This window comes from Marinomonas sp. UCMA 3892, from assembly GCF_012726345.1.
Lineage (GTDB): Bacteria > Pseudomonadota > Gammaproteobacteria > Pseudomonadales > Marinomonadaceae > Marinomonas.
On sequence record NZ_PTXN01000018.1, the window covers coordinates 63803 to 88337 of the forward strand.

The 24535-nt window shown below is 40.3% G+C and carries 20 protein-coding genes; 10 read left to right on the forward strand and 10 right to left on the reverse strand.

All coding sequences use genetic code 11. The features are described 5' to 3' along the window. Positions 1–17: 17 nt before the first annotated feature. Entirely contained in the window at positions 18–2162 is a 2145-nt protein-coding gene (locus B6N13_RS19980; protein WP_169460388.1) for a transporter substrate-binding domain-containing protein, read from the forward strand. A gap of 115 nt (positions 2163–2277) precedes the next feature. Here B6N13_RS19980 and B6N13_RS19985 read toward each other — a convergent pair whose 3' ends face one another. The 3 genes from B6N13_RS19985 to B6N13_RS19995 form a co-directional block, all read right to left on the reverse strand. Next, positions 2278–2742: a polymer-forming cytoskeletal protein gene (locus B6N13_RS19985; protein ID WP_169460389.1), complete on the reverse strand. Its 465-nt coding sequence runs from the start codon at positions 2740–2742 to the stop codon at positions 2278–2280. Beyond that, positions 2652–3596: a M23 family metallopeptidase gene (locus tag B6N13_RS19990; protein ID WP_169460390.1), complete on the reverse strand. Its 945-nt coding sequence runs from the start codon at positions 3594–3596 to the stop codon at positions 2652–2654. The genes B6N13_RS19985 and B6N13_RS19990 overlap by 91 nt, the downstream gene beginning before the upstream one ends. A 251-nt stretch (positions 3597–3847) precedes the next feature. Beyond that, a complete protein-coding gene (locus B6N13_RS19995; protein ID WP_012069595.1) occupies positions 3848–5044 on the reverse strand; it encodes a DEAD/DEAH box helicase in 1197 nt (398 codons plus the stop codon). 157 nt (positions 5045–5201) lie between these two features. On the opposite strand from B6N13_RS19995, the gene B6N13_RS20000 reads away from it, so the two are divergent. The 3 genes from B6N13_RS20000 to gdhA all read left to right on the forward strand — a co-directional run bounded on the left by B6N13_RS20000 (position 5202) and on the right by gdhA (position 8901). After that, positions 5202–5906 (forward strand): pseudouridine synthase, encoded by a 705-nt coding sequence (locus tag B6N13_RS20000; protein ID WP_169460391.1) that lies wholly within the window; start codon positions 5202–5204, stop codon positions 5904–5906. A 19-nt stretch (positions 5907–5925) separates the two neighbouring features. Continuing rightward, positions 5926–6834 (forward strand): NAD(P)-dependent oxidoreductase, encoded by a 909-nt coding sequence (locus tag B6N13_RS20005; protein WP_169460392.1) that lies wholly within the window; start codon positions 5926–5928, stop codon positions 6832–6834. Between the two features lie 714 nt (positions 6835–7548). Next, the gene (gdhA, locus tag B6N13_RS20010) at positions 7549–8901 is read left to right on the forward strand and encodes an NADP-specific glutamate dehydrogenase (RefSeq protein WP_169460393.1); all 1353 of its coding nucleotides are present in this window, start codon (positions 7549–7551) and stop codon (positions 8899–8901) included. An 84-nt stretch (positions 8902–8985) separates the two neighbouring features. Here the strand turns inward: gdhA and B6N13_RS20015 are convergent, their stop codons facing one another. Beyond that, positions 8986–10815, reverse strand: coding sequence for an NAD(P)/FAD-dependent oxidoreductase (locus tag B6N13_RS20015; protein ID WP_100635654.1), 1830 nt, complete (start codon positions 10813–10815; stop codon positions 8986–8988). A gap of 411 nt (positions 10816–11226) precedes the next feature. On the opposite strand from B6N13_RS20015, the gene B6N13_RS20020 reads away from it, so the two are divergent. Both B6N13_RS20020 and B6N13_RS20025 read left to right on the forward strand, forming a co-directional pair. Next, entirely contained in the window at positions 11227–13206 is a 1980-nt protein-coding gene (locus B6N13_RS20020) for a sigma-54-dependent Fis family transcriptional regulator (RefSeq protein ID WP_169460394.1), read from the forward strand. 221 nt (positions 13207–13427) lie between these two features. After that, a complete protein-coding gene (locus B6N13_RS20025) occupies positions 13428–14330 on the forward strand; it encodes a GGDEF domain-containing protein (RefSeq protein ID WP_012069601.1) in 903 nt (300 codons plus the stop codon). Between the two features lie 137 nt (positions 14331–14467). On the opposite strand, the gene B6N13_RS20030 is transcribed toward B6N13_RS20025, so the two are convergent. Next, positions 14468–14839, reverse strand: coding sequence for a glutathione S-transferase N-terminal domain-containing protein (locus B6N13_RS20030; protein WP_169460395.1), 372 nt, complete (start codon positions 14837–14839; stop codon positions 14468–14470). Between the two features lie 174 nt (positions 14840–15013). Between B6N13_RS20030 and B6N13_RS20035 the strand changes: the two genes are divergently transcribed. After that, positions 15014–15205: a DUF3185 family protein gene (locus B6N13_RS20035; RefSeq protein ID WP_012069603.1), complete on the forward strand. Its 192-nt coding sequence runs from the start codon at positions 15014–15016 to the stop codon at positions 15203–15205. 26 nt (positions 15206–15231) lie between these two features. Beyond that, positions 15232–15720 (forward strand): ASCH domain-containing protein, encoded by a 489-nt coding sequence (locus tag B6N13_RS20040; RefSeq protein ID WP_211172951.1) that lies wholly within the window; start codon positions 15232–15234, stop codon positions 15718–15720. A gap of 41 nt (positions 15721–15761) precedes the next feature. Here the strand turns inward: B6N13_RS20040 and B6N13_RS20045 are convergent, their stop codons facing one another. Next, complete coding sequence (locus tag B6N13_RS20045; protein ID WP_169460396.1) at positions 15762–16523, reverse strand: EAL domain-containing protein; 762 nt, start codon at positions 16521–16523, stop codon at positions 15762–15764. A 239-nt stretch (positions 16524–16762) separates the two neighbouring features. Between B6N13_RS20045 and B6N13_RS20050 the strand changes: the two genes are divergently transcribed. Continuing rightward, positions 16763–17422, forward strand: a complete 660-nt coding sequence (locus B6N13_RS20050) for an NAD(P)H-dependent oxidoreductase (RefSeq protein WP_169460397.1) — start codon at positions 16763–16765, stop codon at positions 17420–17422. 132 nt (positions 17423–17554) lie between these two features. On the opposite strand, the gene B6N13_RS20055 is transcribed toward B6N13_RS20050, so the two are convergent. From B6N13_RS20055 to B6N13_RS20070, 4 genes are all read right to left on the reverse strand, one after another. After that, positions 17555–18826: a dicarboxylate/amino acid:cation symporter gene (locus B6N13_RS20055; protein WP_048813980.1), complete on the reverse strand. Its 1272-nt coding sequence runs from the start codon at positions 18824–18826 to the stop codon at positions 17555–17557. Between the two features lie 35 nt (positions 18827–18861). Beyond that, positions 18862–20289, reverse strand: coding sequence for an aspartate ammonia-lyase (locus tag B6N13_RS20060; RefSeq protein WP_169460398.1), 1428 nt, complete (start codon positions 20287–20289; stop codon positions 18862–18864). A gap of 265 nt (positions 20290–20554) precedes the next feature. Further along, on the reverse strand, positions 20555–21973 hold the full coding sequence (locus B6N13_RS20065) for a sigma-54 dependent transcriptional regulator (RefSeq protein ID WP_169460399.1): 1419 nt from the start codon (positions 21971–21973) through the stop codon (positions 20555–20557). Between the two features lie 33 nt (positions 21974–22006). Further along, positions 22007–23689 carry a transporter substrate-binding domain-containing protein gene (locus B6N13_RS20070; protein ID WP_169460400.1) on the reverse strand — a complete coding sequence of 561 codons (1683 nt, stop codon included), beginning with the start codon at positions 23687–23689 and terminating at the stop codon, positions 22007–22009. Positions 23690–23839: 150 nt separating this feature from the next. Here B6N13_RS20070 and B6N13_RS20075 point away from each other — a divergent pair, with 150 nt between their 5' ends. Beyond that, the gene (locus tag B6N13_RS20075) at positions 23840–24214 is read left to right on the forward strand and encodes a DsrE family protein (protein WP_012069611.1); all 375 of its coding nucleotides are present in this window, start codon (positions 23840–23842) and stop codon (positions 24212–24214) included. The last annotated feature ends 321 nt before the right edge of the window (positions 24215–24535 follow it).

The following is a 24535-nucleotide window of genomic DNA, read 5'->3' on the forward strand; positions in this document are numbered from 1 at the left end:
TTTTTACTGAGATAGAAATGAAAAAAATATTAATTACATTGCTTTTTTTATTCCTATATTCAGTCGGGTCTATAGCGAAACCTTTGGATTTAACGAAAGAGGAAAAGAGGTTTATTAAAGATAACCCAGTAGTGAGCATCGGTATGATGCCTGATTTTACTCCTTTCTCATACTATATCGAAGGTGAGTTGGTTGGGTTTGAGCATGATTTATTGACTTTGATATCGCAGAAAACTGGCCTGAAATTTGAAAGACATATAGATAAATGGACAACTATTTATAATTCGTTTAAAAACAAAGAAATCGATATGATAAGTAGTATTTCTTATAAAAAATACAGAGAGCCCTTTACTATATTTACTAGTCCATATTACAACATACCTATTATGATTTTTGTTAAAGATGATTTTGGTGAATACAATGGGTTAAAAAGCCTGACAGGAAAAAAAGTCGGTGTGTTGAAGGACGTCTTTTACATTAAAGAACTTGAAGAGTTGGGTTCAATGAATCTGATTTTTTATGATAGCTATGATGATTTAACTAAGGATTTAGTGTTTGGTAAAATTGATGCGTTAATGCAAAATCTCCCGAATATAAATCATCTGATTAAAAAGAATTTATATAATAATATAAAGTTGGCAAGTGAGCTTGTTTTACCAAATACTAATAGAGAGGACTTAAGGTTTGGAATACAGCCTGAGAAAAGCCTTTTAATTTCTATTCTACAAAAGTCTCTTATCTCTATATCAAAAAGAGAAATGGAGGAGTTGAGTGATAAATGGATTGGCTCCATTAAAGAGTATCCAGGTGGGCATATTGATCTAGATGATACCGAAAAAGCTTACATTAATACCCACACTATTAAATATTGTATCAACCCAAGTGGTTTGCCCTTCGAAGGACTGAATGAAGACGGTGAACATGTTGGAATGAGTTCGGATTATTATCGCCTTTTTGAACAAATGCTGTCAGCAAAATTTGAATTGGTTAAAACAAATACTTGGAGTCAATCAGTAGAATACATACAGCATAAAAAATGCGATATGCTCGCTTTAGGTATGGAAACGGAAGAAAGGAAAAAATATTTAAACTTCACTAGTCATTATTTGGATGTTCCGTTAGTTGTAGCCACAAGGGTTGATGTTCCTTTTATTAATCAAATTTTGGACTTAGAAGGTGAAAAAATTGGAATAATAAGAGATGATGTCTTTGTTAAAATATTACGTACAAAGTATCCATCTTTAAAAATAGTAGAAGTTGATGATATTTATGATGGCTTAGATCAAGTAAAAAATGGGCAACTTTTTGCTTATATTGATACTTTAGCCAGTATTGGATACGAGTTTCAAAGTAAATATTTTGGTGAATTAAAAATAGCAGGAAAAATATCTGAAAATTTAAAGCTTTCTATCGCTGTTAGAAAAGATGATGAGACTCTATTAGGAATTCTACAAAAAGTCGTTAATAACATTACAAATGAGCGTCATAGAAAGATATTTACAAAATGGATTCCTATAAAATACGAACAAGATGTAAACTATAAAATAGTATGGCAAATTGTGTTAGCCATTGTGGTTTTTCTTGCACTTATGATCTATTGGAATAGAAAAATAGCCAAAGCAAATACATTGTTAAAGCAAGCTCAAAAAGATATCGAAGAAAAAAATAAAGAGTTAAATAGGCTGGCTCTTACGGATAACCTAACAACATTATTTAACAGAAGAAAGCTGGAAGAGCTTATACAGGCTGAGATTGATAAAGGTTGCCATGTTGATAATAGCTTCTGTCTTTCTATACTTGATATTGATCACTTTAAAGAAGTTAACGACAAATATGGACATCAGCGAGGCGACAGCGTTCTTGTTGAGATAGCAAGAGTTTTGAAAGACAGTTTAAGAATAACAGACTATGTAGGACGTTATGGCGGGGAAGAGTTTATTATCATTTTCCCTGAATCAAGTATTGCAGATGTTAAATTAATAATTGAAGGCGTTAGGCTTAAGATTGCGCAATATGATTTTGAGGGAGTTGAACACAAAACTGCTAGTTTTGGATTAACCGCTTTCAAAGCCGGCGATACGATAGAGACGGTGGTTAAAAGAGCCGACAATGCACTTTATGAAGCGAAAGAAAGCGGCCGTAATAGGGTCGTCGTTAATTAAATCATCAGGTGATTAATTGGTTCTATGGTTGAGTATTATGAGAAATACCCAACCAATATCGAGCTGCTTAAGGCTTTTTCCCTAGTTAACTTTCCGATAAAAAAGTTGCTTTAGACTAGGCGTTTGTATCATTACTAATTAAAACAACCTTGTCTTCTTGATGGTTTAGTTCACCTAGCTCATCAAAACTATTAAGACCTTCATGATGTTCTTGTTTTACGGTGGTGTTATCTGATGGATTGGTGATTCCCATAAATTTTCCGCCAGATTCGATGCTTAAATTGTCACTGTAAATGGTGCCACTGACGCGGCCGCAGCTTAAAATTTCAATATAATTAGCGTGGCAGATACCTTCAAAGCTGCCGTTAATGATCAAGCGTTCAGTGGTTATTTCACCTTGAACATTACCTGATGTGCTAATTTTTATTTGATTTTTTGCTTCAATCTGGCCTTCGATATTACCATCTACTTGTAGTTGGTTAGCGACTTTTATGTGCCCGTTAATTGTGCAGCCTTCTGCGATGAGAGTTGTAGTTGCTGACTGACTCTTAATTCTATTTTGCCCACCAAAGATTCCCATCGTATACCTCTTACACTTTCAAAAATTGTATCAAAATTATCTACATCCCAAACTATGAAGGGCTTGGGATCTAGTGCTCGTCCAATGAACCGTATTTCATAATGTAGGTGAGGTCCTGAGGTTAATCCGCTGTTACCCGAATAACCGATTAAATCGCCTTTTTTAATGAAATCACCTTTGTTAACCGCAAACTTACTCATATGAGAGTAAGAGCTGGAAAATCCATAACCATGCAATAAACGCAAGAAATTACCAGACCCTTCATTACTGGGCCTGGTTACTTCAACAGTTCCATCTGCAGGTGCATAAATTGGCGTCCCTGTATTTACCGCAAAGTCTTGGCCTCGATGAAATTTCATTATACCAATAACAGGATGTTGTCGTTCGCCATAACCAGAAGAGGTTCTTGCGTCTTTTACTGGTGGCCCACTTGGGATCTGAGTCAGCATCGCAATTCGCAATGACGAGTTCATCGCCGCCGTGTCTAAACGTGATTCAAGTTCGACAGTATCTTGATTATCCATGCCCAGAACTTTTTCTAAATCATTTAGTCGATCAGAGACCACTTGCATTCGTTCTTCTCGCTCAGATAAATCCTGTTCCAAGCTTAGTTTTAGAGCTGTAAGCGAGGTGATTTCTCTGGTTAAAGAAGAGGACTTATTTTCTAGTTCGAGCAATTTTAGCTTTGAATATTCGGCATCGTTAATTAAGTAGTAAATGATTCCTGCAGTAAGTAGGATCGCAAGAAAAATAATGTAGCTAATAAACTTGAATGTATGACGTGTTCTTTTACCGAAACTAAAATGCTTTGTTCCATCAACTGAAGAAATGGATACCGTTATATTGTCTTTCATTGTTTTACTTTTTTACCGACATCATAATTCAATGCTTAGATATACAGCATAGTATCCATGTTTGTAAACTTTTGTATATCAAAGCGGCCTTTTTATACTTAAATAATGCCAATTTGGCCAAATAGATTAATTTTTAAAGATTAGATTTATGGCTGTCACTTTATAGAAAAGAATGCTTTGTAACAGCTATCGTCTTAGGTCTTGAGGCGTTGTCCTAGATAGATAGTTTTTTATCTAGGACAAATCGTTTTTTAACGGTTGGCTTTGCGAACGTAATTCAAGATGGAAACCGGTACGACTTTTCTTACAGGAAAGCCTGCAATCTCTTTGCGGTCGATAATGTGCTTTAGACGGCTTTCAATAGCGCAAAGGTTTTTAAAGTCACCCATAGCAACGAAGGATATAGCTTCACCCAAAGCACCTGCACGACCTGTTCGGCCAATGCGGTGGATGTATTCTTCTGGTTTGAATGGTAAGTCATAATTGACCACGCGACTTAATTCACCGATATCCAAACCACGTGCAGCAACGCCCGTGGCGACTAGATATTTTAGTTCGCCAGATTTGAATTGCGCCAAAATCTTTTCGCGCATGGCTTGGCTTCTATCACCATGAATACAATCGGCGACTATGCCACGTTTGGCTAGCTGATCGACAAGTTTAGCTGCACCATGTTTTTTCTCGATAAAGATAAGTGCTTGATCCCACTTTTGCTCGTTAATTAAATGACTGAGTAGGGCTGATTTTGTGTCTTTATCAACGGTGATTAACCACTGCTTTATGTTGGCGGCTGCGCGGACATTAGGTGAAATAGATATTTCAGCCGCTAGATCGGTCATCTTGCTGTCTGAAAAATCAAATGCTAGAGCGCGAACATCGTCGGTCATGGTTGCCGAAAATAAAAGGTTTTGACGATTTTCAGGTAGGCGTTCCATGATTTTGTTGATATCGCCAACAAAGCCCATGTCTACCATTCTGTCTGCTTCGTCCAATACCATGACTTTAAGTTCATCAAAATGCAGTGCACGTTGATGAGCTAAATCGAGCAATCTGCCTGGAGTGGCGACCAGAATATCTACACCTTCTATTAAACGTTCTTTTTGTGCTTCAGTATCCACACCACCATATACGGCCATAGATGTTAGCTTAGTGTGTTTAGCGTATTGAGCAACACTGGCTTCAACCTGAACGGCTAACTCACGAGTCGGCACGAGAATCAGCACTCGAATGCGTTTGCCGCGTAATGTTCCGGCTTTGGTAAATCGTTCTAGCAAGGGCAGAACAAAAGCTGCTGTTTTACCTGTTCCTGTTTGTGCTGTGGCGATTAAGTCTTTACCCGAAAGGATGATGGGAATCGCTTGTTTCTGGACTGGTGTAGGTGTTTTGTAACCTAATTCGGTAATAGCTTGAACAAGAGGACTGGATAATCCTAGTTTTGCAAATGGCATAAGGTGCTCTGACAGATTGTCGTAAGGTGTGTCGAAATGAAAAGATGATGCAGTATAGCGTAAAAGTACTTCTATATTGGGAAAATCCGTCTGGCGTTGATAATTACTGCTCAGAAAGGATAATGTCTGGTTCTTCCACCTGATAATGTTGCCTGTCATGCGTCTTGATAAGTTTGTTTGTAAAAGTACTGAGTTGACCAGAAAGGAAGCAGTTCAATGCATTCATTCGGGTGAGGTTTGCGTCAATGGTGAAGTAGTGACAAGTGAAGCGATTCAAGTGCATGAAAATAATACGGTGCTCTTGAATGGTGATAGGCTAAAAACGCGCGATTATCGCTACATTTTAATGAATAAGCCAGCTGGTACTGTGTGCTCGAATATCGATGAAGTGTATCCGTCTGTATTTAATTATTTAGACGTTGATAAAGCTTCCGAGCTACACATTGCGGGGCGTTTGGATGCGGATACAACTGGTTTGGTGCTGATTACCGATGATGGACGCTGGTCTTTTAATATCACACTGCCAAGCAATGATTGCTGCAAAGTCTATCGAGTTCAGTTGTCGCAAGCTATTCCTGCAGAACGGAGTAGCGAGCTTGTTACTCAGTTCAAACAAGGACTGCAACTCCAAGGTGAGCAAGGTTTAACTCGTCCCGCCAAATTAGACATTATTACTCCAAAAGAAGTACTTTTAACCATCACTGAAGGCAAGTTTCATCAGGTTAAGCGCATGTTTTCAGCCGTTGGCAATAGAGTGGTTGGCTTGCATCGAGAGCAAATAGGCGAGGTTTACCTAGATCTTGATGTCGGACAATGGCGTTATTTATCTAAGAATGAAGTAGAGTCTTTTAATAATAATTAAAATTCATTGAGGTTAGGTTATGACAGCAAAACGAATATTATTTACTGGTGGATCGGGAAAAGCAGGCAAGCATGCCGTTGCATATCTTATTGATCAGGGATATCAAGTACTTAATGTAGATTTGACGCCACTCGATCATCCCAAGGTCGATAACCTGATTGCGGACATTACCGATTCAGGTCAAATGTTCAACGCCATGAGCTCGTATGCTAATTTTGATGAATTAGAACTTGGTACTGGTGTACCAACATTTGACGCGGTTGTGCATTTCGCCGCGGTGCCTAGAATCTTGATCAATCCAGATAATGAAACCTTTCGAGTGAATACCATTGGTACTTACAACGTTATTGAAGCAGCAGTAAAACTTGGTATTAAGAAAGTAATTATTGCATCGTCAGAGACCACTTATGGTATTTGTTTTTCTGATGGGCAAACTAATCCTCATTCACTACCACTAGAAGAGGAATATGATGTTGATCCTATGGACAGCTACGGTTTGTCTAAGGTTGTTAACGAGAAAACAGCACGTAGTTTTCAGCGTCGTTCAGGAATTGATATTTATGCGCTGCGCATAGGTAATGTGATTGAGCCTCATGAATACGCTGAACTGTTTCCACATTATTTTAAACATCCCGAAGTACGTCGTCGGAATGCTTTTTGTTATATCGATGCTCGTGATCTTGGGCAGATTGTGGATTTATGTTTGCAAAAAGACGGCTTAGGTTTTCAAGTGTTTAATGCGGGTAATGATGACAATGGTGCGATTATTCCAACGAAAGAATTAGCCGAACGCTTTTTTCCAGGTGTGCCCTTTACCCGAGAAATGGGCGAGCATGAAGCCTTGTTCTCAAACCGTAAAATCCGTGATGTGCTGGACTTTAAAGAGCAACATAATTGGCGTAAGTACGTGAGCGTTTCTGGTGAGTAAAATTTAGAGAAAAAATGTTAAAACATTGATCCTATTTTATTGGGCTAGGAAAACGGGTGAAGGATTACAAAAAACGGCTTCTACTACAGAAGTCGTTTTTTTGTAGTAGAGATTTACTGTTTAAATTTTGTAAAGGGGTCGTGATATCGTCTGTACTTTTTTGGTGCGATCTGTTGTTTGCAAATGGTGCGTTTTACTTTTTTGATTTATATTAATGATTTATAAGTATTTAATTGGTTGATTTACATCTCTTATAATGAACAAAGTCAAGAGTGAAAAGTTGCATTGTTCCATAATAAAGCACTAAAACCCTGTCTTTTTGACAAGATAATTCTTCTGTTTTCTGCAAGTTTTCTGGTTTATTCCATGTATAACACTTTAAAAAATTAGTAGCATTGACCGTTTTTCAAACAAATAAACAGGTCAATATTACGATTTTAACTATTTTCCATATAATCTATGGCACCAATTTGGAGCGATAGACTATTTGTCTTGGTTGTTAAATTTGTTAACGATTGATGATGAATATGCTCAGTTAAGCATCGGGAGCATGAGTTGTACCCGCCTTTCTTCTCATATAACGGTAAGTATCGTCACAAAATTACTTAGTGAAATAATGTGATTGAAACGTTTAGAAAGTACCCATGCCTTTATTATCCGATGATTAACAAAATGGAAGTAATATTTTGACTATTAAATAGGAACCGAAATTTTATGACTTATGTTCATCAAACCATTTCTGATTTGAAGCGTACTAGTCCTGCTCAATCTGAGTTTTATCAAGCCGTGGAAGAGGTGCTGGATTCACTTGCGCCCGTATTGGAAGGAAATGATCGTTATCAAAAGCAAGCAATAATACAACGTATTGTTGAGCCTGAGCGTCAAATTATGTTTCGTGTTCCTTGGGTAGATGACAAGGGTAATATTCAAGTGAATAAAGGGTATCGTGTTGAGTTTAACTCTGCTCTTGGCCCTTATAAAGGCGGTTTACGCTTTCATCCTAGTGTAAATGCCAGCATCATTAAATTTTTAGGCTTTGAGCAAATTTTTAAAAATGCACTAACGGGATTACCTATTGGTGGCGGTAAAGGTGGCGCTAACTTTGATCCTAAAGGCCGTTCTGATGGCGAGATTATGCGTTTTTGCCAGTCATTTATGACCGAGTTATACAGACATATTGGCCCAACAACGGATGTTCCTGCGGGTGATATAGGTGTTGGTGCACGAGAAATTGGTTATATGTTTGGACAATATAAACGTTTGACTGGCCGCTACGAAGGGGTATTGACGGGGAAAAGTTTGCTTTGGGGCGGTTCATTAGTTCGTAAGGAAGCAACTGGTTACGGTGCAGTGTATTTTGCTCAGTATATGCTAGAGGCCCGCGGAGACCTTTTAAAAGGCAAAAAATGTCTTATTTCAGGTGCTGGTAATGTAGCTATTTACACGATTGAAAAGCTATATCAGCTTGGTGCGATACCTGTTAGTTGTTCAGATTCACGTGGCACTATTTATCATGACAAAGGCATCGATCTTGATTTATTAAAAGAATTGAAAGAAGTGCGTAGTGTCAGCCTAGTAGAGTATTTGCAAAAGCACAGTGATGCTCAATATATTCCAGCATCTGATTATCCTGCGAATGGTCATGCCGTATGGCGTTTTAAGGCGGATGCTGCTTTTCCTTGTGCTACACAGAATGAACTTACTTTAGAAGACGCTCAGGCATTATTGTCCAATGGGTGCGTTGTTGTGAGTGAGGGGGCGAATATGCCGTCTACTCAAGCGGCAGCTGATGCCTTTATTGATGCGAAAATTGCTTATGGTCCAGGTAAAGCTGCGAATGCTGGTGGTGTAGCGACTAGTCAGTTAGAAATGGCGCAAAATGCAAGCATGCAAAATTGGACGTTCGAGCAGGTAGATGAAAAGTTGAAAGTAATTATGAAAAATATTTTCAATGCAGCCAATGATACTGCTACAGAGTTTGGTCAACCTGGTAATCTTGTTTTAGGTGCTAATATTGCTAGTTTTAGGCGTGTTGCTGAGGCCATGATTGAGCAGGGAATCGTATAACTTTTTTATAATCACAATATAAAAAAACGGCTTCTGTTATAGAAGCCGTTGATGTGTTTCAGGACGAGACAATTAGGTCTGTCGTTAGCTTAAGTGATGGACTGGCTCCATACCATATACGGATGTATCTATTCCTTCCATGCGTGCTTTTATTTGCAATGATAGATACTGAGAGTAGTGTCTTGATTGATGCAAATTGCCACCATGGAACCATAGCGCTTCTTGATGAGTTGGTTTCCACATGTTGCGAAGCTCTCCTTCCCATGGACCAGGATCTTTTGCTGTGTTCGATCCCATGCCCCAGCATTTACCCACTTTGTCAGCGACATCTTGGGAGATGATTTTTGCCGCCCAGCCGTTCATCGATCCGAAACCTGTTGCGTATACGATTAAATCAGCTTCCAGTTCAGTACCATCCGTAAGCACCACAGATTTTGGTTTAATGCTCTTAATAGAAACACCGGATTTAAGCTTAATGTCTCCATTGGCGACAAGCTCTGAAGCACCCACATCAATGTAATAGCCTGAGCCACGGCGAAGGTATTTCATAAATAGACCAGAGCCATCTTCGCCAAAATCTAGTAGAAATCCAGCATCGGTTAAACGTTGGTAGAAGTCTTTATCTTTTTCAGCAACCGCTTGGTAAGCAGGAATATGAAATTGTGGCATCACTTGAAAGGGGATAGATGCAAAGGTTAAATCTGCTTTATAGGTTGTCATACCATTTTCAACGGCTTCTTCTGAATATAAGCCTCCTAGGACGAGCTCCATCAATGAATCAGATTTGATGATGTGAGTGGATGAGCGTTGGATCATAGTGACATCAGCATCATTTTCCCATAGGGCACAGCAGATATCATGGGCTGAGTTGTTGCCACCAAGGACGATGCATTTTTTACCTTTATAGGCTTCTCCGCCAGGATGTTGACTAGAGTGGTGTTGCTCTCCTTCAAAAGTATCCATTCCAGGTATGTTGGGCATGTTAGGTATGCCAGACATGCCTGTTGCTAGTATAAGTTGCTTAGGACGAAGGGTGAGTTTCTCTCCATTTTTATCAATAGTTACCCGCCATTCTTGTTTCTCTTCGTCAAATTCCGCATGTATACAGCGTGTAGATCCCCAATAATTGATCTCCATGACTTTGGTGTACATTTCTAACCAATCACCAATTTTGTCTTTTGGGGTGAAGACTGGCCAGTTTTCTGGGAAGGGGAGGTAAGGCATGTGGTCATACCAAATAGGATCGTGTAATGAGAGTGATTTATAACGATTGCGCCATGTGTCGCCCGGTTTTGGTAGGGCATCAATTACTATAGTGGGAACATCAAGTTGACGTAGGCGAGCCGCTAGACCTATGCCGCCTTGTCCTCCGCCGATAATCAGGCAATAAGGTTGTTCTGTATAACCTAGGGTGGCTTCTTCGTGCTGGCGTTTTTCAAGCCACGTTTGGCGGTTTTTATTGGCTCCATGTTCAGCGCCTTTTGGACGAAGTTTGTTTCGTTTTTCAGGGTAGTCTTTAAGCTCCGTCATTGTTGTTAGGAAGGTCCAAGCAAGACCGTTACGCAATCGTAAATATGCACGTCCTCTAGCAACGGCAGTTTCAAAGGTAATCCAAGCGTCAATCACACCGTCTGTTTCAGTGGCATCTTCTTCTAATTGCCAGTTAGTCGGACAAACACGTTTTATGGTGTCAGCGATCATGTCGCTAATGGCAGTGCGACCTTCAAGGGTTTTAATGTTCCAGGTGAAGGATATTAAGTCACGCCAATACCCATTTTCTTCAAACAGTACCGCAGCATCAGTTGGGGTATTTGAGCTAAGCGTGTTCGAAAGTTTTTCTAGCCAATCCATAACGGCTATGTTGGGTTGATGCATTGTATTTAGTGAAGATGTTTTTTTTGAAGGATCCGTCATAAGTAACTCCAATGTAGATTATTATTTTTATTACTACCCTAATACCAAGTTCATATGCTTGGTTTCATTTGAACTATATTGGTACTGAAGATGGAGCAGTATGCGTGCCAACAGATCGCCACGGATATTTTTTTGTTATAACTTTTTGATTTATATCGTATATTTTTTTAAAAGTAAGATTGATTAAATGATAATGTATTTCGTATTCGTTACACCTGTAATGCTTTTTTGTACAAGTGTAACGTCCAGTGTTCGCCTTTTAACTAAGTAGAGACGGGGAAGTTTGAGATGTTGATCTTGAGCTGGGCGATGAATCAGAATTGGGTAAAGAAGTATAGAAAGCCTGATTCTTCACGAGTAGACTGCTAGTAATCTAAAAATAAAAATAATAGCCAGGAGCAAAGAGTCTGTATGAATAATACAAGTCAGCAACGTCGGCATATTGATGCAATACTTAGCTACAGTGGCCGTCAAGCCTTAGGTAAGCATTATTCTCCCCATGAGTTAATTGGGCGTTCTTGGCAGCGATGCCTTAGTGAATATGGTTTAGACCCCAGTCAACCAAGACCAGCTCGCATTGTGACGCATCAGATTCTTCGTGAGCATCAAGATTCGGTGGATGAATTTTTGAATGTTGCGCGTGCTGGTGTTGAGCAACTTTATACGCAAATAGCAGGCTTGGGTTATGTCTTATTACTGAGTGATTATCGAGGCATTACAGTTCAGTTTTTAGGAAGTAAAAATGACGATGAACGCTTGCATAGAGCGGGTCTGTATTTAGGCGCGGACTGGAGTGAGCAATATGCAGGTACTTGTGCGGTAGGTACTTGTATTCAAGAGCAACAGGCTTTAACTTGTCATCGTGTCGATCATTTTGATAGCTCCCATATTGGTTTGACCTGCACAGCCGCACCAATTAAAGACCCATCTGGCCAGTTATTGGCGGTGTTGGATATTTCCGCGCTTGATTCATCACGAACACCGGATAGTCAAAATTTTGCTTTGCACTTAACTCAGCTTTACGCTCGATTAATAGAGGATGCGTATTTTTTGAGGCGATATCGGCACAGCTTGATTTTTAAGTGCGATCAGTCTCGTGAATTGGTTCAAGTAAATGGGCAGTGTTTATTTGCATTAAATGAAGATGGTGTGGTATTGGCTGCAAACACCGCTGGCCGTAATTTATTATCGCAATGTCATATTATTGATCTGCCAACGGTATCCTTACCTACATTGTTAGAATGCCAATGGCGGGATATTGTCTCTATTAATTACGAAAGTAAAGATGGTATCCGAGCTTTTCGTTTATCGGGAACACAGCAAACCTTGTTTGGAATGTTGATAGAGCCCGCCACAAATGTGCCTTATCAGCCTCAACTTTCACAAATACTGGCTACTCAAGAAGAGTCTGTTTTTCAACTTGATGGATTGAGTGCGGATGATCCAGCCATGCGTAAAACGATTAGTCTGGCAAAACGGCTACGTCATCGAGATATGAATCTACTGATTTTAGGTGACACAGGCACTGGGAAAGAGGTGTTAGCACAAGCGATTCATGACTCAAGCCATCGTGCACAGAAACCTTATATAGCTGTTAATTGTGCTGCGATTCCTGAATCTTTAATTGAAAGCGAGCTTTTTGGCTATGTGCCTGGAACCTTTACTGGTGGGCGTGCAAAAGGGGCAAAGGGATTAATTCAGCAGGCGAGTGGTGGCACTCTTTTTCTAGATGAGATTGGAGATATGCCCCTGCATTTGCAAACCCGTTTACTCCGTGTATTGGCTGAAGGGCAAGTTATGCCGTTAGGTTCACTACAAGCGATTGATGTGGATGTACGTGTATTAGCGGCCACACATTGTAATCTTGCTCAACTCATTAAAGAGGGGCGTTTCAGAGAAGATTTATTTTATCGTATTAATGGCGCGACATTAAATCTACCCACTCTCAAAGCACGTGCTGATAAACCATATCTCATTCAAATGCTCTTAAAGAAAATTAATCCAGCAGTGAGATTAAGAGCCGATGCTATGAGCGCACTTTTAGCGTATGAATGGCCTGGTAATATCCGTCAACTTGTTAATACATTAACCTTTGCTGACGCCATTTGTGAAACCGATGAAATATCTATACAGCATCTTCCCGAAGAGTTTTTTGTCCATCAAAACGGATTGGTTGAACCATTGATTCCGCTTCATCCAATAACACCGACTTATGAGGGTTGTCAGAAGTTGTCAAATGATGATTCAGAGCAACAATTTTTATTGAATTTGCTACGGCAGCAGCGTTGGAATGTATCCGCTGTTGCGAAACAATTGGGTGTGTCACGACCCACGGTATATCGTCGTATGACAAAGCATCAAATAGTTCAGCCAAAGAATAGTAATTACTAATATAAAAAATTACTGTGAAGCATTGCTTTAAAAATGACACTGAGAATTAAGACATTGATTCTACATTTCTGATTAATGATGACTTTTCTTTTGAGCGATTGATTGAAGAAAAGGAAGATTTAGCCGTTACTATCTTATAGTAGAAGGAGTTTTTCTGGGCAAAGATAATAAGTAGTCTTTTTTTATCTCGGTTTTGCATAGCGATGTCGCAGGGTGTTTTTATGATTAGTATTGAACAAATGGCTATTGTTTTAGATACCTTACCAGACCCTGCATTTATCCTGTCGCGCAGCGGTAAGTATATAGCTGTATTTGGTGGGCGTGATGCTCGTTATTACCACAGCAGTGATGGGTTGGTTGGTTTGCGTATTACCGAGATCGTTGAAAATGAGAAGGCGGATTGGTTTCTTCAGCAAATTGAATTGGCACTAGACTCAGGTCAGCTGTTAATCAAAGAATATGAAATGAAAGGGCTAGATATTAATCGAGAGTCTATAGATGACCCGAAGCATTCTTTTTGGTTCGAAGGTCGTATTCAGAAGCTCGGCTTTTTGGTTGATGGCGAGGATGTCGTATTGTGGGTCGCCAGTAACATATCGGAGCGGCACGAACTTGAAATTAAGCTGAGAACGCTTAGTGATACAGATCAGCTTACAGGGCTTTTTAATCGTAGGAAACTTGAGCGGGATCTAGCACTTCATTACGAGGCGTTCGAGCGGTATGCTGTCCCTGCGTCTATTCTGATGTTTGATCTTGATAACCTTAAAAAAATCAATGATACCTTGGGGCATTTTTCTGGCGATGAAATTATTATGACGATAGGTGATATTTGTCGATCTGAACTCAGAAAAACCGACATTGCTTGTCGCTTTGGTGGTGATGAATTTGTTATTGGTTTGCCAAATATGAATTTGGAAAATGCGGTGACGTTTGCAAATCGACTACGAAAGCATTTTAAGTTGGAGTTGAACCGATTTTCTACTGAGGATATACCTATTAGTATTAGCATAGGTGTCGTGACTATGGAGCCTGCGGACCGATCTTTCGAGGAGACATTGAGACGTGCTGACGATGCTTTATATGAGGCAAAACGAAGTGGTAAAGATCAGGTAAGATTGGGTTAATATCCTTTTAGGTATCGAGGACTAAGTCGTATTAATGGTCTGTACTGAAGATAGTTAAATATTTCATGGAAAACGGCTTCTATTGCAGAAGCCGTTTTTTTGAGCATTAGAAATATCAGTTTTGCTTATTTTTAGTGTTAAGCAAAGCGTTTTTCTAGGTAGCTGATGATCTGTGATGATTCGTACATCCATTCTACTTTGCCATCTTGCTCAATTCGCAAGCAAGGCACTTTTACTTTACCGCCGCCTTCAAGTAACTCAGTACGGTGAACTGAACCTTCTGTTGCGTTACGCTTTTCAATAGGTAGGTTCAGCTTGTACATGGCTCTGCGTGTTTTAGTGCAAAACGGGCAAGCAGAGAATTGATAAAGCGAAAAATTTTTAAGCTCTTGGTTAATCTTTTCTTGCTTTTCAGGTGTGCGTTTTTTCTTAGAGCCACGGGTAAGAAGATCAACGGCTATGATGATGTAGCCTAGCAGATTACGAATAAGTTTTATTAATATTTTCATATGGGACGCTCGCTTGTTCTCAGAACTAAATGGATAAGAGGGATGTTAGTGGGCGCCATTCTAGCGGTAAAGTGTTGGCGATTTAAGGGCTAGAGATAAATGTTTTTAATTTGTGCTCGGATATGTGTCATTATGAAACGCTATTCGCTGAATTTATAATCCTTTGGAGTAAATATGAACAATAAAATTATAGGCATTATTTTGGTTATCGCCGGTGCTGCTTTAGCTGTGTGGGGTTATAACATTTATGATGCAGCTAGCTCTCAAGTGACCCGAGCTTTAAGCGGCGAGACACCTGTAGAAGCTTGGGTTGGTATGGTTGGTGGTATTGTTTGCGTATTAGTTGGCTTAACAAGACTGAAATAAGAGCTGATTTTGTGGGACATAGTGAGATGGACATAAAGGTTGAAGATTTCATGGATGAAAGAAGTAAAGTGTATTTGGCTGGTTTTCTTCATTCTTTACCTATAGAAGTTGCTGAAAAATACACTTCGTTTAGTGCAGATTATTTCTGTGCTGATGAATACAATGCCAATATTTGTGCCGATTTGATCCGGCGTGGTGAAAAACAAGCATCCTGTAGCATGAAACATTGGTACAGCTATGAGGGCGAAGCTATGCCAGAGGTTGGTCACTTACTAGTTGTGACCAATTGGGATGGTAAACCTGTGTGCATTGTGGAAATTACTTCTGTTACAGAGTGTCGATATTGTGATGTTAGTGCTGAATTTGCAGCAGCAGAAGGCGAGGGTGATAAAACTTTAGATTGGTGGCGTGAAGCGCATTGGGCGTTTTTTTCCGCGGAGTGTGAGGAATTAGGGATCGAGCCAACGGAAGATATGATGTTGGTGTTAGAGCACTTTAAGGTTGTTTATCAATAGGGGAATATTAATATGTTGGCCTTTTTGCGTTTAGCTTCGAGTTAATTCCAATTGATTTCAGCAAGCGATTCAAAACTTGGGCGAGCAAAGTAGTAACCTTGAAATAAATGAATCCCCATTTCTTGTAGTACATGATATTCGGCCTTTGTTTCGATACCTTCAGCGACGATTATCATATTCAGTTCGTTAAACAGGTTTACCAAATTTCGTACGATGATTTGGCGTTTTTTGTCTTGGTCGATATTCTTGATTAACGCCATGTCGATTTTAGTGATGTCTGTTTTAAGATCGGCAAGTTGGTTTAAACCGTTGAACCCTGAGCCAAAGTCATCCGTAGCGGTTAAAAAACCTTGTTGCTGATAGTGCAGAATAATGGATTCTAAATGTTTGCTGTCCGTAATTTGCTCGTTTTCAGTGAATTCGAAAATGATCTTTTCTTTTGGAAAGTGATATTCTTCCGCTGCGTTTAGCGTAGTTCGAATACATAATTCTGGCTTGTAAACCGCATTGGGTAAGAAATTGATACTAAGAAAACAGTGTTTATGGACTTCGAGCTCTGCTGCAAGTTTTATGGCTTTCACTCGACAACTTTGATCAAAACGATAGCGATTGGTTTCATTGACGTTTTGAAAAACCTGAAAGGCACTTTCTTGATTTAGGCCACGAACAAGCGCTTCTTGTGCGAAAACAGTTTTGGTTTGGCTATTAATAATCGGCTGAAGCGCCATAGTGAAGTCGAAGCCTAAGTCACACGCAGTTGAACATTCTGCGCAGCCTAGTTTTCGGAAGTCCTTCTGTTTCATATTGCGACTCTCTTGTTTAATGCTTGGGTATGTAGGGAATAGATAGATGTTTCTTATACATATAATCCCTTATCACAATGATTTCTATGGAGTATTAAACAATAGAGCTTTCGTTGGTAATTTACCAGTGATGCGTTATTTCTTTCAAAGATTTGCTATCGTGTTGGTTTTATTCCATCTTTCTTCGGTGGGTGTTATCGAAGCATTTGATGACGATGATTTTTAATGGGTGATTGTTTATGAAGATTTTAATGTTCCTTGGTACCGTTAGAGACAGCACACCGCCGCGGCCAGCTCGTTTAGGTGAAAGGGTCGCGAAAGCCTGCTTAGCGTCTTTTTCATCTCAGCATGGCGATCATGAAATAGAGTTGGTAGACGCTTTAAATTATCCATTAGAACTTATTTTTAAACCTCATTTTTCCTATTCGAAAAGTCAGGTCCCATCTGAATTGGATGAGTTAGCTAAGAAAATAGCGTCTGCGGATGGTTATATAATGGTAAGTCCAGAATACAACCATTCAATGAGTCCTGCATTGGCGAACTTACTGAATCATTTTGGTAGCTCTTTGTTTTCATACAAGCCAAGTGCCATAGTGACTTATTCAGCAGGTCAATGGGGTGGCATGCGAGCGGCAGTCGGCATGCGAACCTTTTTGTCAGAGCTAGGCTGCTTGCCAGTGTCATCTATGATTCATGTACCAAAAGCGCAAAATATCTTTTCTGAAGACGGAGGTTTGCTAGAGGGTGAAGACCAATCTGAATGGTTTGATTACTTTGGGCGTACGTTTAACCAATTGATTTGGTGGACTCAGGCTGCAGTGAATCAAAAAAAGCAAATTGATCCACTGGACATGATTCGAGCTTTCACTGAGGATCCCTCTCAAAGAAATGCGCCTTAGTTCGATCGTTTAACAAGCTAAGGGGTTGATATTTCTTTGTTCTATAAAAATAGCCAGATGAGATTATGTCATCTGGCTATTTTTTTATGTATTACAAAGAAATTTTTAAAGCTCAATTTTAATAATTATAGACTACGCTTTTGCTGAATCTGATGTTGGTTGGGCTGAATAAATATCTTGATCCAGTTCATTTTCGCTTTTCGCAACGAGGGTCGAGACCATTAAGTCGCCACAGACGTTTACGGTTGTGCGAGCCATGTCTAGGATTCTGTCTATCCCAGCAATGATGGCTAGGCCTTCAATTGGCAAGCCAACAGTTGTTAGAACCAAAGACAGCATGATCATACCAGCACCTGGAACACCCGCTGTACCAATAGATGCTAGTGTAGATGTAGCGATAATGACAATATAGTCAGAAACTTCTAGGTCAACACCAAATGCTTGTGCGATAAATAAAGCGCAAACGCCCTGGTAAAGCGCCGTACCATCCATGTTTATTGTTGCGCCCAAAGGTAATACAAAACTAGAAATACCTTTTGATACACCTAGTTCTTCTTGAGCTGCTTTAATACTTGCCGGTAATGTACCAGAGCTACTTGTGGTGGTGAACGCAACCGCAGCTGGTGTAGCAATGCCTTTTAGATAAGGAATTGGGTTAAGGCGTCCTAATAGACTAATCAAGCCACTATAAAAAACTACGACGTGTATGATGCTACCAAGATAAACCACGGCAACGACTTTAATCAGCGGTAGTAGAATTTCTAGGCCATATTTCCCTGCGACCCAAGCCATTAAACCAAATACCCCGTAAGGTGCTAGTTTCATTACTAGTCCAGTTAGCATATACATAGCTTCAGCAAGACTTTCAAATACGGCGATGGCAGGCTTACCTTTCTCACCTGACAGAGTTAACGCAATTCCTAAACCAAGAGCAAAGACTATGATTTGTAGAATGTTGCCAGCAGCAAGCGCATCAACAGGGTTGGTTGGGATCATGTTTAGCAACGTTTGCACTAATGTCGGGGCTTCTTTTGTTGCTTGAGAGATCGTAGAAGCGTCCATATTCAAACCGGCGCCAGGGCTAAAAATAGTTCCTAATCCGAGGCCGATAGTAATAGCAACAGCGGTTGTTCCTAAATACAACACTATTGATTTCAATCCGACTCGACCCATTTTCCGAGTGTCTTGCATAGAAGTAACGCCAACTACTAAGGAGCAAAACACCAAGGGAACAATGAGCATTTTAATGGCTTTAATAAACAAGGTGCCAATTGGTTTCAGTATTTCTGCGTCTGGCCCCATGATAGAGCCAGTTATTATACCGAGAACCATACCAATTAAGATTTTTTGCCAAAGTGGCATTTTGCTCCAAAAGTTTGTTTTTGTTGTTTGAGTGTCTGTCATCTTAATGCCTTTTTATTTGTTATTTGTCAGGGGGATTAACGCTTAATACGTCGAGCTTGAGGACGAATCATGTTGGCCGGTTTAAGCACCTCGTTGATATCGTCTTCACTCATTAGTTGTTCGTCACGAATTAAGTCTAAAACTCCACGTCCTGTGGCAAGTGCTGTCTTAGCGATACGGCTAGCATTGTCGTAGCCGATATAAGGAACAACGGCAGTAATGACTCCGATGCTTTGGTCAACCAGTTGTTGGCAGTGCTCTTTGTTTGCCGTGATACCGATGACACAGCGAGTTGTTAACATGTCCATGGCTTGTTTCAACATGCGCATAGATTCTAGTACGTTATAGGCAATAAGTGGCTCCATTGCATTGAGTTGAAGCTGACCTGCTTCTGCAGCCATAGTGATGGCCATATCATTACCAATAACTTGATAAGCTACTTGGCTAACGGCTTCAGGAATAACGGGATTGATTTTGCCCGGCATGATAGAGCTACCAGGTTGTTGTGGAGGAAGGTTTATTTCGTTAAGCCCACAGCGAGGCCCCATGCTTAAAAGGCGTAAATCGTTTGATATTTTCGATAGCTTAATTGCAAGACGCTTAAGCATGGAGGAGAACAACACGAACGCGCCCATGTCAGAGCTGGCTTCAACTAAATCGCATGCTGGAATTAGTTGGAAACCGCTGATTTTAGATAAATTTTTTACTGCCATAGCGGCGTATTCTGGATCTGTATTAATTCCTGTTCCTATGGCTGTGCCACCAAGGTTCACTTCTTTTAGTAGCTCTGACAGGCCGGCAATACGATCGATGTCTTCTGTCAGCGTCGAAGCAAAAGACTGAAATTCTTGACCTAAAGTCATAGGAACCGCGTCTTGTAATTGGGTTCGTCCCATTTTGATAATGTCAGCAAACTCTATAGACTTAGCTTTAAATGCATCGCGTAATGAGGCGAGGGCTGTTACTAAATCACCGTGTTTGAGCAAAATAGCCAATCGTACAGCAGTTGGGTAAGCGTCATTGGTAGATTGTGACATGTTGACATGATTGTTCGGATGAAGGTGTTGGTATTCACCTTTTTCATAACCGAGTTTTTCAAGTGCAATATTAGCAATGACTTCGTTAGCATTCATATTGGTTGATGTACCAGCGCCGCCTTGGATCATATCGACAATAAATTGGTCGTGAAAATGTCCTTGTTTGATTTCTGCGACGGCGTCAATAATAGCGTGATAGCGATCATCGTCTAAAAGACCTAAGCTTCGGTTTGCTCCTGCACAAGCCGATTTTACCATGCTGATGGCAACAACAAGCTCAGGGAAATGATGAAGTGGTATGCCGCTGAGATCAAAGTTCAAACAGGCACGTTGTGTTTGAATGCCGTAGTATGCATTAGCAGGAACATTACTGTCGCCAAGTAGATCGTGTTCTGAGCGAACGGCTTCGCTGGTGATTTGTATCATGATGCTCTCGTTTATTGTTGTTTTACATAGGGTTTGTAATAGATAAGAGCAACCATTGTGCCAATTGGGTATGTTATATTTAACTCATTGATTTTAAATATAAAATTTTAAAATCTATTGAGTTTCTTTAAATCTGAAGGGGTATGCCTAAGGAATAGTTATATTGCCAAAATATGGATTAAAAATGTTATATATCAAAGCTTTATACGATTAATAACTGTGGTTATAGCTATAACCACAGTTATATGGGTTGCTTTGGTGGACTTTAGCTGTTTTTCTTATTTAAGCGTTTACTTAGCGCGGGTTGTGACACGCCTATGAGGCGAGACGCGAGGGATTGGTTGCCCTGCGCTCGTTTCATCGCTTCTTCTACTAGTAGATCATTAATCTCTTGCATGGATGGTAATGGTTGTTCAGCTGGAAAGAATACTCGTGCGTTCCTGTTTTCTAGATTTACTTGTAACTGTGAAGGGTTTTCTTTCGTCAACACGTGACGAAATGTCTCCATCGAGAGAACTTTAGATTGATGGCAGCTTACGGCATCATAAACGAGTGCTTTTAGCTCTCTTATATTGCCCGGCCATTGGTAATTAGCTAATAAAACGGGGAGTTCTTTGGGTATAGTCGGTTTGTTTTTACCCATTTCTTCTGCTGCTTGTGTTAGAAAAAAATCTAGCAATAAGGGCAAGTCATTGACTCGACGACGTAACGGTGGGATCTCAACATGGTGAATTTTCAAGCGATAGTATAGGTCTTTTCGAAACGCGCCAGATGCTTGTTTATCCGTGAGGTTTTGATGGGTTGCAGCGACTACTCTGGCGCGCAGACGTTTAGGTCGGTCGCTGCCTAATGGGTAATATTCTCCCTCTTGTAATAGGCGCAATAATTTGACCTGTGATGTAGGGCTTAAATCGCCAATTTCATCCAAAAACAAAGTGCCTCCCGCGGCTTGTTCTATCATGCCTGGGCGAGCGCTATCCGCTCCTGTGAAAGCGCCACGCCGGTGACCAAATAATGTGTCCGAAAATACGTTGTCGTCTAATCCAGCAACATTGACACTCACCAAAGGTCCTGTGTTGTTACTTAAGTCATGAATGGCTTGAGCGATTTGCTCTTTTCCTACACCACTTTCACCACTAATCAGAACAGGCTGTTGGCTAGACGCAATTGATTCAAGGTACTGAAAGACAGCATGCATGCCTTTGTCTTGTGTAATGATACTGGCGAATACGTTAGGTTGTTCTAGTGTATTGGTTAGTACATGGCGACGTAGGGCTTGATTTTCGACATGCATTTCTTGCATACGTACGGCACGTTTTATGCCTTCGATTAAGCGGCGTTCTTCGGTTGTTTTGACATAATAATCAAAGGCGCCAAGTCGAATACAGTCTAAAGCTATCTCTAGCTGGTTTAAGCCGCTAATGACAATGACACTAATGTCCGGATATTCCGTTACTATTTTATGTAGTAGCTTATCACCTGAAATATGAGGCATGGTCATGTCCAGTAGGACGATGCCAATTGGGTGCTCCGAAATCATAGACATGGCGTTACGACTGTCTTGGCAATGGTATAAGTGGCTGAATCCCGCTTTACGTTCTAATGCAATGCTCATGCTGCGTAAGAAGGCTTCTTCGTCATCCACCAGTAAAATACCGAATTGTGGGTAAAGGTTTTTTTGCATACAAGAACTCCTAACAGAGACTTTTACAGGGTGTCACGAATGAAGTTTAGCAACTGAAAAGGTCAAAATAGCTTTAGTGCCATGCTTGGGGATAGACTCATAAACCAGACTGCCACCGTGTTCTTGGACGATTTTACTGGATATAGAGAGACCAAGGCCAGTACCACCATCTTCTCGTCGAGTGGTAAAAAAAGGATCACATAATCGAGTTATATTATGTGGCTCTATACCTTTGCCTTGATCCCAAACTTCTAAACATAGGTGTTTTTCGTCTTTGAGAAAGGTTCGAATATTAATGGCTTGATTAGATGATTCTAGAGCCTGACACGCATTTACTATAAGGTTAATTATAACTTGCTCAATTTTCTGAGCGCTGCCATAAAAACTCGGTAGTGGACGAGTATACTCCACATTAAATTGATCACAGCTTTGACGAATGGTTTTGTCTACTAGACGAATTGCGACTTCTAGGGTTTCATTAAGATCTATCTGTTCTTTCCAATCATCTGGTGTTTCACGGGCAAAGTCTTTGAGATCGTTAACGATGCGACGAATTTTTTGTGTACCTATTAACATATCTTGCAGCATAGAAGGGATCTCATCGCGCATCCTGCTGTATTCGAGCCCAGCAATATAAAAATCGCCATGTTCTTGATAATGGGTTTCGAGGATGTCTTCGGCATCATCATAAAACTCTTGAATCACAGGTAAGTTGAGTAAAAGTAGGCTGCTAGGGTTATTTATTTCATGGGCAACCCCTGATACTAAAATACCTAATGACGCCATTTTATCCGCTTGCATTAGCTGTTTTTGCTGTTGCTTTAACTCGTCGGTACGACGACTTACTTCACGGGTTAGCATGCGGTTCCAGATGACAATACCGCCTAAAATCACCAACAATATTCCAGAAATACTGCCGGTAATTAGTCCGATCTTTTTCCATGGGAAGCCGTCTTGCTCTAATGGGCCTAGCCACTTATCGTAAATTTCTTGCTGGCGGCCAGTATTTTTAAGAATGGCAAGACCTTCGCTAAATTGAGCGAGAAGGTCTGTATTGCCTTTCATTACGGCATAACCATATTGCTTGGCGCCAAAAGGGCGGCCAACAGGAATGATGTTAGATAGCTCCAGTTCCTTGCCGAGATATAGCCCCGGCAAGTTGGCGACCAGTGCATAATTATATTTGCCTGATGATAGTAAGCGGAGCGCAGCAGCGTGGGTGTCGACCAGAATCAACTTGGCCTTGATGTCACTATGAAGAAAAAAGTCATGCATGACTCCGCCGCGTTGGACAATAAGTTCTTTGCCTGCAAGTTCGTTTAGGTTATTTACTTTAGCGGTCCCCTTACGGGCAAAAATAGATTGATGCACTAATGCATGTGGTGGCGAAAAATCGTAATTGTCAGTTCGCCCTGTAGAATAGGCCATGCCTTGCAAAACATCTAATTTGCCTTGCTCCAAGCGGCTACGAATATCATCCCAGCTGCCCAGTTGTATTTCGACCTCAATTCCCATGACTTCGGCAATGGCGCGAGTTAACTCCGTATTGTAGCCATCAGGTTCGCCATCTTCATTGATAAACTCATAAGGTGGATAATTTAGATCGCCACCCACATGAATTGGAGAGTCTGCTAGGCTGAGATTTGTTGTGAGTAAGCTGAAAAAAATTAGGAAAGATTGGTAAATAGATGGCATTGCATTGATTTTAATAGACATGTCGGTAAATTGTATTTTTTTAGAATATGTAAATCATAACATGCTTCGATGATAAGAGAGCTGGAGTTTATTTTATTGCTATTTTGTTCGCTGAATTTGTCTTACGCTAGTAATTAATTAAAAGTGTACTAACCGTTTAATGAGGATGTTATGCAATCAGTGAAAGTGGTTTTTCATATTGATGAAGTTGAAAAGTGGCCGTTGCTTCTTGCCAATGCCAGAAATTTGATAAAAGTTGTGGATGTAAAAGCTTCTAGTATTGTTGTATTGGTGAACTCAAAAGCGGCAATTATTTTTGAGGAGCAAAATGCTGGTGTTTCTTCTCTTGATAAGGAGCAAGCCAATCAAGGCGATCTTGTTAAAGAATTAGCAGAGAATGGCGTTGAGTTTAAACTCTGTCAAAATTCGTTAAATGGCCTTGGTATAGCTATTGATTCTTTGCCTGTTTATGTCGATGTTGTTCCGGTTGGAGTATTGGAACTGATTGAGAAACAAGCGGATGGTTTTGCCTATATAAAACCTTAGTGACTGTCATATAAAACTTCAGTGTCTATCGTGTATAAGACGGTAACAAAATGAAAAAGGGTTAGCTTTTACAAGCTAACCCTTTTTTGTTTGCCCAGCGAAGCTGGCAAACCCGTCAGGTTGTAAGAAACCTGTCTCACCCCGACTGGGGGGAAGAGAATCCGAATCGCAAGGGCGTTGCTGGCCAACGGCAGGGTCTGAAGGAAGCGATAGGAAGTTAACAGTACACAACGCAAGTGAACCTGCTTCGGCAGTTTAGGTGGGTAAGCGTGCAAAATAGCGCAAAGCCCGATACTCAGTCAGACCTAGGCTGTGTTTGAG

Excerpts from the sequence above, each read along its gene's own strand:
- B6N13_RS20035 (WP_012069603.1), top strand. The coding sequence starts at position 15,014 with ATGAACAATAAAATTATAGGCATTATTTTGGTTATCGCCGGTGCTGCT.
- B6N13_RS20060 (WP_169460398.1), bottom strand. The coding sequence starts at position 20,289 with ATGATACAAATCACCAGCGAAGCCGTTCGCTCAGAACACGATCTACTT.
- B6N13_RS20065 (WP_169460399.1), bottom strand. The coding sequence starts at position 21,973 with ATGCAAAAAAACCTTTACCCACAATTCGGTATTTTACTGGTGGATGAC.
- B6N13_RS20015 (WP_100635654.1), bottom strand. The coding sequence starts at position 10,815 with ATGACGGATCCTTCAAAAAAAACATCTTCACTAAATACAATGCATCAA.
- B6N13_RS20045 (WP_169460396.1), bottom strand. The coding sequence starts at position 16,523 with ATGAAACAGAAGGACTTCCGAAAACTAGGCTGCGCAGAATGTTCAACT.
- B6N13_RS20050 (WP_169460397.1), top strand. The coding sequence starts at position 16,763 with ATGAAGATTTTAATGTTCCTTGGTACCGTTAGAGACAGCACACCGCCG.
- B6N13_RS20020 (WP_169460394.1), top strand. The coding sequence starts at position 11,227 with ATGAATAATACAAGTCAGCAACGTCGGCATATTGATGCAATACTTAGC.
- B6N13_RS20040 (WP_211172951.1), top strand. The coding sequence starts at position 15,232 with ATGGACATAAAGGTTGAAGATTTCATGGATGAAAGAAGTAAAGTGTAT.
- B6N13_RS20025 (WP_012069601.1), top strand. The coding sequence starts at position 13,428 with ATGATTAGTATTGAACAAATGGCTATTGTTTTAGATACCTTACCAGAC.
- B6N13_RS20030 (WP_169460395.1), bottom strand. The coding sequence starts at position 14,839 with ATGAAAATATTAATAAAACTTATTCGTAATCTGCTAGGCTACATCATC.
- gdhA (WP_169460393.1), top strand. The coding sequence starts at position 7,549 with ATGACTTATGTTCATCAAACCATTTCTGATTTGAAGCGTACTAGTCCT.
- B6N13_RS19980 (WP_169460388.1), top strand. The coding sequence starts at position 18 with ATGAAAAAAATATTAATTACATTGCTTTTTTTATTCCTATATTCAGTC.
- B6N13_RS19990 (WP_169460390.1), bottom strand. The coding sequence starts at position 3,596 with ATGAAAGACAATATAACGGTATCCATTTCTTCAGTTGATGGAACAAAG.
- B6N13_RS20005 (WP_169460392.1), top strand. The coding sequence starts at position 5,926 with ATGACAGCAAAACGAATATTATTTACTGGTGGATCGGGAAAAGCAGGC.
- B6N13_RS20075 (WP_012069611.1), top strand. The coding sequence starts at position 23,840 with ATGCAATCAGTGAAAGTGGTTTTTCATATTGATGAAGTTGAAAAGTGG.
- B6N13_RS19985 (WP_169460389.1), bottom strand. The coding sequence starts at position 2,742 with ATGGGAATCTTTGGTGGGCAAAATAGAATTAAGAGTCAGTCAGCAACT.
- B6N13_RS20000 (WP_169460391.1), top strand. The coding sequence starts at position 5,202 with ATGCGTCTTGATAAGTTTGTTTGTAAAAGTACTGAGTTGACCAGAAAG.
- B6N13_RS19995 (WP_012069595.1), bottom strand. The coding sequence starts at position 5,044 with ATGCCATTTGCAAAACTAGGATTATCCAGTCCTCTTGTTCAAGCTATT.
- B6N13_RS20055 (WP_048813980.1), bottom strand. The coding sequence starts at position 18,826 with ATGACAGACACTCAAACAACAAAAACAAACTTTTGGAGCAAAATGCCA.
- B6N13_RS20070 (WP_169460400.1), bottom strand. The coding sequence starts at position 23,689 with ATGTCTATTAAAATCAATGCAATGCCATCTATTTACCAATCTTTCCTA.